This is a genomic window from uncultured Campylobacter sp., assembly GCF_938018035.1.
Taxonomy (GTDB): domain Bacteria; phylum Campylobacterota; class Campylobacteria; order Campylobacterales; family Campylobacteraceae; genus Campylobacter_B.
Window position 1 is genome coordinate 1 of sequence record NZ_CALIJF010000278.1, and the last position, 10,364, is coordinate 10,364.

A 10,364-nucleotide genomic window follows, 5' to 3' on the forward strand; every position below is an offset into this window, starting at 1 on the left:
CTACTATATATTAAAAAATGTATAGTAGCTCTTAAGCTTGTTAAACTCTTTGGAAGCTTTTATAATTTGTCCTATCATTTCCATATCCACCTATTAGTAAATCGCCGTCGCCTTTACCCATTAGCGTATCATCGCCATATCCGCCCAATAAAACATCGTCTTTGTAGTCGCCCGTTAAAAGTCCGCTTGGAGTTACGTCATAGGGGAAAAATGACGACGATAAAGGTCTTGCATAGACTGTTTTGTCGGGCATTGTTACTTTTAGAATACCTTTTTGCAAAGCGTTCATATCAATATCTGATAGTCCGTCGCCCGTTATTTTGTCCCATAAATTTTGTGCCTGTTTACGTAAATCAAATATGCCACTATCTTTTCCGTCCAACTTATCTAATAAATTTCCTATGTCATACCATATGTTATCCAACCGACAACAGGGATAAATTTTGTAATTGCAATAAGCCCAAAATCCACAGCTGCACCCACGACAGTATGCCCAAAACTTTGACCATCAGCTATATCATCGACTATACCAGCCAAACCATTTGCTAATCCTACTTTCTTGATATAATCGTCTAGTTTTTCTAATTCAATTTTTGTATATTTTTTGCCATTTATTTCTGTATATCTTTATAAGCCATTTAGCGACATATCGGCACCAGAAAGTGTATCTTTAAATCATTCAGCCAATTGTCTAGCTAAATCACTATTTTTTCTAAGTCTTACTTCTGCTTTGTCTAATTCTTGTTTAGCAACTAATTCTCTACTCATGTTTTTCTCCTTTTTAGGTTAAAATTTCTTTTCAACCAAATTTAAATTTATATGTTTCTTATCAGAAAAATATTTTTGTAAATCTGAATAATCTTGTTTATGAATTATATAAACCATATGAAATTTATCTTTAAGAATATCTAAACTAGACCTTCCTTTGCATATGAGTTCTCCATAATCAAATATAAAAGCAGGAAATAATGTAAAATCTTTCAAATTTCCGCCTAAAATCAAATGAAAAATAAGTTTAAACAAACAATTTAAAAGTAAATAAATGACATAATAGGCGATAAGATAATGAACCATTTTTACTAATGCAACCATAAAAAATATAAGTAGATTAAAAACAATAATTCCAATTAGCGATGATGGTGTAAGCAGTCTAAAAGTCCTTACGATAGGTTCTAAATCAACTAAATTTTTAACCCTTTTAACTTCGCCATTTATAATAAATTCGATTGTTTTATTTGTAAATTTTGTTTCGCATTTATTTTTAATAATGTAATAATAAAATGTAGCGACGATATGCAAAATGCCAATTCCAAAAAAAGCCCATAGAAAAATATTGCTAATATTTGCAATCCCCATATAATCGGCATAAACCAATAAAACAAGCACTGTTCCGCAATGAGAAAAAAAGAATAAATTTGAAAGAAAGAATTCATAAGGATTTTTAATTACTATCGGTTCTTTATCGTAGTCTCTTTGATTGAAATCGCTTAAATTTGCGTTTTCGTTTGAGTTTAAATCCCGTTTTTTAACATTTTTATTCCAGTTTTTAAAATTTTCCAAATTTTATCCTTCCATTTTTTGCTTTTCTCGTCATTGCGGGTAAACTTTGCAAGCGAAGCAATCTGCCGACAGTAAATGTTATAAAAATCTCAGTCCTATTCTCATCTTTGATTTGGTTGCTTTTGCGAATTCTATATCCACCTTACTTAAGCAGCTATAAATTCCCCGTGAGTCTTTAGCCGCTTCACTTACTCCAGTCCATTCGTAGATCGGCTCATCGATAAGAGCAACCTTAGAGCCTTGCTTTACGGTGTTAGAATTCTCATCTATCGTTATCTCTTTGTAGTTTAGATCGATACTTTTGATATTATTATCCGCAAGCGAGCTTGGCTCTCCTTTGTCGGTAATGCCGTTAGAATTCGTACCTTTCCAAATTTTAAGCTTATTAAATATCTCGTCCTTTTCGTCTATTATGTTGTCGCCATTTAAATCATAGGCCTTTAAAGCTTCATAGCCGTTGGTCGCTTTTTTATCTGTGTATCCGTAAGCGGCATTTGAAATAGTATGATTTCCGAATAGTTCATTTCCATTGTCTATTTTACCAGATACTATCATCCCCCCCCTATCCCTCAAACAGATCAAAATTTTATCCGCAAATTCTCTAAATTTTAAAATAGCTACCACTTTTGCGAGATAGGCAATTTAAAATTTTAAAATGCGTCGGCGAGAAAGTAAGGGCAAAATTTATCTGTCTTGTAAAAATTTTACATCGTAGTATTCGAGCAGAAGCGGAAAGCGGCAGTAAATTTTATCGGGTAGCGCCTTTTTTGTATGCTTAAGCAATGCGATTCGCGCTAATAATTTTCCCGCGATACTACATAATCTTGATCGTCTGCATTAAACCATCACTATTTTCGCGTAGTCTTATTTCCATACAGGTATGAAATAAAATTTCAGAATTTCAAATTTTGCGCCGTAAATTCCTAACTATTGCCGTATGATTACATTATTATGTATATGTATTTAAATCGTGGCAAATTTAGTTTCGAGCGATTCTAATATCTCGATTGAAGCACCGTATTAAATTTGAAATTTATCTCAAAAGAGATAGCCGTGCCTTAAAGACTCACTGAACGATCAGCTTGCCCCTTCGCGCGCCAAAACGACCTTGAAAGTTTTTAAAATAATTACGATATCGTTCCATATCGACCAGTTTTTCATATACCACGTATCCATGCCCGCCCTGGTCGCAAAATCCACATCGCTGCGCCCGCTCACCTGCCAAAGCCCCGTGATACCGGGCTTAACGGCGAGTATGAGATCAGCGTATTCGCCCATATCTTTGCGCTCGTATTGCGCGCACGGGCGAGGACCTACGATGCTCATTTCGCCCTTTAGGACGTTGATCAGCTGCGGAAGCTCATCAAGCGAGCTTCTGCGCAAAAAATTGCCCAGCTTCGTGATGCGCGGATCATGCTCGTATTTGTGATATTTTTCAAAATACTCCACCTCTTGCGGATTTTGCTTTAGATACTGAGCTAAAATTTCATCACCGTTTTCTTTCATCGAGCGAAATTTCAGGCATCCAAACGGCTTGCCGCCAAACCCCATTCTTTGGTGCGAAAAAAATATGCGTCCCTCCGGTTCTTTTAGCTTCATCATTAGCGCTATTACGCCGAAAATCGGCACCAGCAAAGGAAGCGCTAAGAAAATTAGCGCCAAATCAAGCCCGCGTTTAAGCGCTAAATTTAGAGGACTTTTCAGAGAATTTCGTATCGCAAAGAGGCTGGTGCGTGATGCAAAGACGCTGTAAATATAGGTCTGCGTAAAGTCGTACGAACGCAGCACCGGGGTAAATAAAATTTCTTTATTTTCCCTGATGTTACTCTCGATGAGCTCGTTTAAGGCACTCGCTTCGAGCCTGCTTCCGCCGATAAACAGTACGTCGTAATCCCTGCCTAGCGCTCTTACATATCCAAGATATGTGCTTCCTAAAACAGAGCTTTCAAACTCCTCGCCCTCGCCTAAAATTTTCGCCCTCTTTCGCCATAATCCAAATTTAAAAAGCTTCCTTTTCGTTACGAGCTTCAAAAGCGGCAAAACCACCGCCATAAAGGCGAAGCTCAAAATAAAGCTGGCACGCGAAAATTCGTAATTAACTTTGATTAAAGCAAGCAGCGCCAGGCTTAGTAAAAGCCCCAAGAAGCAGCTTTTTACTAAAATTCTACTCTCGTGCCAAAAATCATACCGCCTCGAATAGATCCCTTGATAGAAAAATAGAAATATCATTATGACATAGGACGGCGCGAAGCCCTGATACCTGCCGATGTCCAGCAGCACGTTATCGCCGTAGAGCAAATTTTTAAGCACCACGGCAAGCCCGAAGCAAAGCCAGATGCCGAAAATATCGACCGCCAAGATTATCAAAACGCAGAGTTGCTTTTTCATCCTAACTCCTATTAAAATCATCTTGCAGGCGCACGATATCGTCCTCGCCGGTGTAGCTGCCGACTTGAGCCTCAATTAGCACGACGGGGATTTTGCCCTCGTTTGCAAGGCGATGGACCTCGCCCATCCTAATGAATGTCGATTCGTTCTCGCGCAGCAAGAAATTTCGCTCGTTAACAGTCACGGTTGCGGTGCCGCTAATGACGATCCAATGCTCATTGCGATGATAATGCTTTTGTAGCGATAATCGCTTGCCAAGCTTAATGACGATGCGCTTGATCTTGTAACCGCGCTCATCTTCAAGTACCGTGTAACTGCTCCACGGGCGGTGCGTCGTTACGTGCACGCGCGCTAGATCGCTATCCTTCAGCCGCTCCACCACCTGCTTTACCTTTTGGGTAGAGCCTTTTTTGCATATGAGCAAAGCGTCTTTGGTATCGACGATAGCGAGATCCTCGACGTCTATGGCTGCTATAGTGCGGCCCGAGCCGATGATGAGATTGTTTTTAGAATTTAGAGCGATATTTTGCTCGCTTGCGGTGTTGCCGTTCGCGTCTTTAGGCAGTTCGGCGTCTAAACTATCGAAGCTTCCCAGATCGCTCCAACCGATGTCTGCAGGTACGACCTTGGCAAGGCTCGTGCGCTCCATAACTGCGTAATCGATGCTATCTGCGGGTATCTCTTGCATATCGCCTAGTTTAATTCTAATCGGATTTTCCGCGTTAGAATTTTCATGCGCACGAACGCAGGCTTCGTAAATTTCAGAGCTCTGCGCCTTTAGTTCGCCTAAAAATACGCCAGCTTTAAACATAAACATGCCGCTGTTCCAGTAAAAATTCCCCGCTTCTATGTAGCTTTGCACCGCTGCAAGCTCAGGCTTTTCGTGAAATTTTAACACGTCCTCGCCGTTTGCTTCGATATAGCCGTAGCCCGTATTTGCATCCGCTGGCTTGATACCAAACGTCACCAAAAACCCCTGCTTCGCAAGCTCGTGCGCGCGCAAGACGCTGTTTTTATACGCTGCCTGATTTCTAATTAGATGATCGCTCGGCGTTACGAAAACGATCTCCTCGGCCTTTAAGCTCAAACACGCAAGCGCAATCGCAGGAGCTGTGTTTCTACCGACGGGCTCGAGCAGAAATTTTACGCCGCGCGTACCCAAAGCCTCAAGCTGATCAAGCGCCAAAAAATACTGCTGCTCGTTCGAGACGACGAGCGTGCGCTCGCATAGCGGGGAGTTTCGCTCATAGCTCATCATAAAAAGCGAGCGGTCATCAAAGAGGCGCACGAACTGCTTCGGCATAAGCGTGCGGCTGATCGGCCACAGCCTCGTGCCGCTGCCGCCACTTAGGATTATATTAGTCATTTAGGCCGTCCTTAAATTCCTCATATTTTTTCTTGACGTAGCTTTTGATCTCGGCCTCAAATCTCTCTTTTGAAAATTTTAGAGCATTTTTTCTGATGGCTATAGGATCAAATTTATCTATATTTATTTCAAATTTATTAATTGCATCTATAAGCTCATGCACATTTTGATTATAAAAATAAACGCCTGTTTGCATGTCTACAATAGTCTCTTTTGTGCCGCCTCTTCCCAAGCAAATCACAGGTGTGCCACAAGCCTGCGCCTCAACTGGTGCTATACCAAAATCTTCTTCTGCCATAAAAACAAAAGCTTTTGCTCTACTCACATAATTGCTGATAGCAATTTTGTCCAAAAAACCTACAAATTCAATATTACTATTAGATAAGTTTTTCAAATACTCTCTTTGGCTACCATCGCCAACTATTATTAGTTTTTTATCTTTTAACACATTAAAGGCCTTCACAATTATATCAAATCTTTTATATGGTTCCAACCTACCAACACTAACATAATACGACTCCTTTTTTGTTTCTAATCCAAAACTATCAATATCAACTGGCGGATAAATTACTACAGAATCTCTCCCATACCTACTCTTAACCCAAGACTGAACAAACTTTGAGTTCGATATTATAAAATCAGGTTTTTTTGATGCCTCTATATCAAATTTTTGCAAATACGGTATTATAAATTTAAATATTCTCTTTATTCCGGTAAAGTATAAATTTCGTTCTTCCCATATATATTTCAAATTTCTAGCTTGAAAATAAGATATATGTAAAGCTCCTTGGGATGTTACATATTTTGAAATAGCATGCGAAGAGCTAATTATCAATTTAGTGTCTTGTGGTAATTTTATGCCTTTTATAAAATATGGAAACAAAGGTAAAAAATATCTAAATCTCTTACCAAATAAATTTAATAAAGTATGGTTGATTTTAGGGATATTTCCATTAAATGTTTTATCAAGATCCTCTTTGCACATTATATTCACAAGAGTGTAGCATTCATCAAATTTAAATATTTTATGCAAAGAATTAATGACGCGTTCCGAGCCTGCATATTTATCCAGCCAATCAACAACTAAAATTTTTTTCATATTAATCTCCATTTATAATGTATACTATTTCGCAAAGAACTAATTTCTTTTTATAATTTGCTCATCCACATTCTTTTTACTTACAGCGTATATATAAGCCAATTCACGTCAATATAATATCACTTTCATCACGTTTTGCTGTGAGCAATTAATTTTATTACAAACCAGAATTCTATTGCTCCAAGGCTTAATTTTACAAAATCCACAACCTACAATTGGTATATAAATTATCTGAAACAATTTATTGACCTTTTTTAAAAGTAATCCTAAAAACCATATTGGCAAGCTGTTTGGTTGCAAATATCTTTATACCTCACAACTTATTTACTAAATTTATAATTTTATGTGCCGATTCCTCCCAGCTGAATCGCTTAATATTTTCAAAACCTTTAGCGCGAAGCTCGTTTTGTAAATTCTTATTATCTAAAATCAATTCTATCTTTGTTTCTATGTCATAAATATTTGTTGGATCAAAATACAAAGCACCACTACCGCAAATCTCCGGCAAACTCGTAGTTCCTGAACACAATACCGGGCAACCACATGCCTGGGCTTCAATCGGTGGAATTCCAAAGCTTTCATATAATGATGGAAAAACAAAAGCGGTCGCATTCTGATAATAAGCCATTAAGATATTTTCATCATTAATTTGTCCAACAAATCTTACGTATTCGTTACTAGCTATATCGCTTGAACGAAATATTTTTTGATCACAGCCGCCCACTATGTATAATAAAATTTTTTTGTTTTTACTATTAATGTTATTTATAGCTTCAATCAAATTTACTATATTTTTACTCTTAGAGACTGATCCAACATATAAAATATATTCTTCAATATTGCCATTAAAAATATTACTTACAATGTTATTTTTACTTCGAACAATATAACTATTATATACAACATCTATATTGCGATGTAAATTATATATATTTTTATAGTATGATAATATTTCCTGTTTCGTATAATTACTTACCGTAAAAATGAATTTACTATTTTTTATTATCAACGGAATTAGAAATTTATACATATTATGAAATAAAAAAGAATTCCATTCCTTATTTAAAAAAGACAAACTATGTATAACCGTAACTTTATTTTTATAGAATACTGGCGCCATATTGGCTAAATTTAATAACAATGGGTTCTGTCTTTTTACCAAAAACCTTGGTAATTCCAATTGCTCCCATAGATATCCTTGTAAATTTCCAATACAAATTACATCTAGCTCTTTTGCTACATCTATGTGAATGATATTTTTTGGAGCAACGAATCTAATATTATCTTTCAATATCCTTTTAAGCCACAATGAAATTTCAATTGCGAATCTTTGAACTCCAGTGATATTTTGAGTTAAAAACCTAGCATTGACAAACAGCATATCTTATACCTATAATATAATATTTAATCCACATATATACCGATTCCCTTCAAAAAAAATTTTAAGATACAGAACCAAGAAAGTTTCTGCAAATCATATTCTTTACCATGGCTATATTTTATTGCATTGCAAAACTCGTCTTTTGTATTAACCAAATAAATTATATCACTCATATCTTTAATCTGCTCCCACTCCACGCTAACAACCTTTAATCCGCAAGCTAGATACTCATACATTTTTAAAGGATTTATACTATTTACGAGATCGGGATAATCTTTAACATTAAAAGGAATAATACCCACCTGCGAATTATATAAAAACGCAGGAATTTTAGCGTATGGAATAGAACCCAAGATATGGATATTTTTTAGCTTTTTGAGTAAAGATAGATCTTTTTGCTCCGGACCTATTATAATAAAACTATAATTTGGCAAATTTTTAGCACAGTAATATACCAAATCCACATCAAACCAATCATGTATTGCGCCTACGTAAATTACCCTAGGCTCAGGAATATCTTCAAGCTCCTGCGGCAAAGACCTGTCTGCCGCTTTAAAAAAATCAAGATCAATACCATTTGGCACATATTTCATTTTAGATTTATCTTTTATTTGATCATATTTTTCCTTTAAATTTTTCGCCGTATAAATGACTGCATCTACCTTATTTGCGATATTTATCTCGGCATTAAACTGCGCGTCCGAAACCGCATTAAAGCCTTTTGAATAATCAGCTATCCTTAAAATAGATTTTTTATAAGTTACAGAATCTAGCAAAAAGCCGAACAACGGGCTATCGAACCACAATATATCAACCTCGCCAAAACTCCGCTCCTTTATAAAATTTAGCAAATTCGGGCACGTAAAATTCTGCCAATTATTTAAAACGAAATTTGATGATAAAAACGGCTTGTTTTGAGGAGTAAAAAGGGAGCGCGGAACATAATAAAAAATGTCCCCCGTGCTTTCGCCGCCTTTTTTATAAATTCTTTCCCGCTCTTTTAATTCGTTGCTATTTGCAAAAATTTTATGTATCGGCGAGATGGGATTTGAGATAAAAAGCACCTCATACCCTAGCTTTTCAAACGCCCTGGCATAGTGATGACTACCGACCTGAAACGGCGAAGTATAGTAATTTGCAACGGCCATTAAAATTTTTTTAGACATTTTTTATATCCTTAAACGTTAAAAAGATATGTTTTTTAGATATCTTCTCAATGCATTTAAAAGATTCATTTGATAAGAATTTCGGATGCGAAACAACAATAATATCTTTTGACTTATGGTTTTGAATTATGCATTCAAACAGAAACCTTGATATATTTTCTAAAGAAATAGCCCTATTGCTTGATTTAATTTTATTTATAAACGAAGGTTTTTCTATTTCTATGCCACTACCGTCGCCAAATTCTTTTGAATCCATAAGTCTTAAAAGTGCTTTATTTATAATCTTAAAGAATATTCCTATATTTGAAGTACTTATTGGAATCTCAATAAATTTTCCATTTTTATCTTCTTTGGTAACATCATTATCAAATCTATAAAAGCATTTTTTAGGAATATTTTTAAAATCGAAATAATGTATATTATTATTTGATTTTAGATCTGGTACTACAGACGAATCAAAAAATATCTCATTTTCTTCTAAATATTTTTTTATATCTTGAAATGGCTGAACGCACCATCCACCAGCCCTATAAGAATGTAGTTTATAATTTTTGTCTACTTCCGATATGATATCATAGAGTATTTTTATAGATTTATAAAAAATTTCTTCAATTTCATCTTGCGAATATGAATGTATCCGATAATGGTTATATCTATGGAATATCCATTTATTATTTTCTAGTTTAGCATCATACCAATGTGGATGCAAATGAAGCTCAACCCTATGTCCCTCCATTACCATTCGTTGAATCTGTCTTTTTATAGCAGCATAATCATCAAAAAGCTTATATTTTAATAACATCTCTATATAAATCACATCAATAAAAAAGGTGGCCGTTATCTGATTTTTGTGCAATGTATCCAAAAGTAGATCTGTGGGTTTAATAAGGCTCTTCATTAAAGTACCGCTATTTTTACCAAAAAAAATTTCATAATCAAAAGTTAAATAAATATTTTTGATTCTCGATTCTTGATCTATAACATCTTTAAAAGCCTTCTTCAATCTAAATAAGGAATATAATATTTTTATAATATTAAACATCTTATACTTGAATGGCTTTATAGGATATTTCCAAAGGTAACCCGTTTTCATATTTCCTCCGAATCTAGCCTTAAATCTCTGTATTGTTGATATTTTAGAATCTTTTAACGGATGAATTCTGGCTCCGACAAAATCATATTTCTCGACACCTCTTTTTTTCATATCTTTAATTATCTGCCAATGCATTAAATTAAGCGATCCGCCATGCGGTTTTTCTATACTTCCACCATACATATAATATGCACAATATTTATCCCAATAAATCATAGCACCGCCCTGAACGATATTGTTATAAATAGATACATAATATTCTATGTTCTCATTTAAACATTTAAATTCATTCATTGCAGCACTCTTAAAAG

General features: G+C 35.4%; 9 protein-coding genes. All 9 read right to left on the reverse strand.

The features are described 5' to 3' along the window. Positions 1-40 precede the first annotated feature (40 nt). Positions 41-289 (reverse strand): hypothetical protein, encoded by a 249-nt coding sequence (locus tag Q0257_RS08355; protein ID WP_298023944.1) that lies wholly within the window; start codon positions 287-289, stop codon positions 41-43. A 497-nt stretch (positions 290-786) separates the two neighbouring features. After that, positions 787-1,560: a hypothetical protein gene (locus tag Q0257_RS08360; protein ID WP_298023947.1), complete on the reverse strand. Its 774-nt coding sequence runs from the start codon at positions 1,558-1,560 to the stop codon at positions 787-789. 78 nt (positions 1,561-1,638) lie between these two features. Beyond that, a complete protein-coding gene (locus Q0257_RS08365; protein ID WP_298023950.1) occupies positions 1,639-2,115 on the reverse strand; it encodes a hypothetical protein in 477 nt (158 codons plus the stop codon). A 522-nt stretch (positions 2,116-2,637) separates the two neighbouring features. After that, positions 2,638-3,948: a sugar transferase gene (locus Q0257_RS08370; RefSeq protein WP_298023953.1), complete on the reverse strand. Its 1,311-nt coding sequence runs from the start codon at positions 3,946-3,948 to the stop codon at positions 2,638-2,640. 1 nt (position 3,949) lies between these two features. After that, positions 3,950-5,314: a mannose-1-phosphate guanylyltransferase/mannose-6-phosphate isomerase gene (locus Q0257_RS08375; RefSeq protein ID WP_298023956.1), complete on the reverse strand. Its 1,365-nt coding sequence runs from the start codon at positions 5,312-5,314 to the stop codon at positions 3,950-3,952. Further along, positions 5,307-6,413 (reverse strand): glycosyltransferase, encoded by a 1,107-nt coding sequence (locus Q0257_RS08380; RefSeq protein WP_298023959.1) that lies wholly within the window; start codon positions 6,411-6,413, stop codon positions 5,307-5,309. The genes Q0257_RS08375 and Q0257_RS08380 overlap by 8 nt, the downstream gene beginning before the upstream one ends. Positions 6,414-6,726: 313 nt before the next feature. After that, complete coding sequence (locus Q0257_RS08385; RefSeq protein WP_298023962.1) at positions 6,727-7,794, reverse strand: glycosyltransferase family 1 protein; 1,068 nt, start codon at positions 7,792-7,794, stop codon at positions 6,727-6,729. 23 nt (positions 7,795-7,817) lie between these two features. Then, the gene (locus Q0257_RS08390; RefSeq protein ID WP_298023965.1) at positions 7,818-8,960 is read right to left on the reverse strand and encodes a glycosyltransferase; all 1,143 of its coding nucleotides are present in this window, start codon (positions 8,958-8,960) and stop codon (positions 7,818-7,820) included. Further along, the coding region (locus Q0257_RS08395; RefSeq protein ID WP_298023967.1) for a polysaccharide deacetylase family protein at positions 8,953-10,364 on the reverse strand (1,412 nt) is incomplete at its 5' end. The genes Q0257_RS08395 and Q0257_RS08390, both read right to left, overlap by 8 nt.

Coding starts and splice junctions, on each gene's coding strand:
- Q0257_RS08355 (WP_298023944.1), bottom strand. CDS start 289: ATGAACGCTTTGCAAAAAGGTATTCTAAAAGTAACAATGCCCGACAAA.
- Q0257_RS08365 (WP_298023950.1), bottom strand. CDS start 2,115: ATGATAGTATCTGGTAAAATAGACAATGGAAATGAACTATTCGGAAAT.
- Q0257_RS08370 (WP_298023953.1), bottom strand. CDS start 3,948: ATGAAAAAGCAACTCTGCGTTTTGATAATCTTGGCGGTCGATATTTTC.
- Q0257_RS08375 (WP_298023956.1), bottom strand. CDS start 5,314: ATGACTAATATAATCCTAAGTGGCGGCAGCGGCACGAGGCTGTGGCCG.
- Q0257_RS08380 (WP_298023959.1), bottom strand. CDS start 6,413: ATGAAAAAAATTTTAGTTGTTGATTGGCTGGATAAATATGCAGGCTCG.
- Q0257_RS08385 (WP_298023962.1), bottom strand. CDS start 7,794: ATGCTGTTTGTCAATGCTAGGTTTTTAACTCAAAATATCACTGGAGTT.
- Q0257_RS08390 (WP_298023965.1), bottom strand. CDS start 8,960: ATGTCTAAAAAAATTTTAATGGCCGTTGCAAATTACTATACTTCGCCG.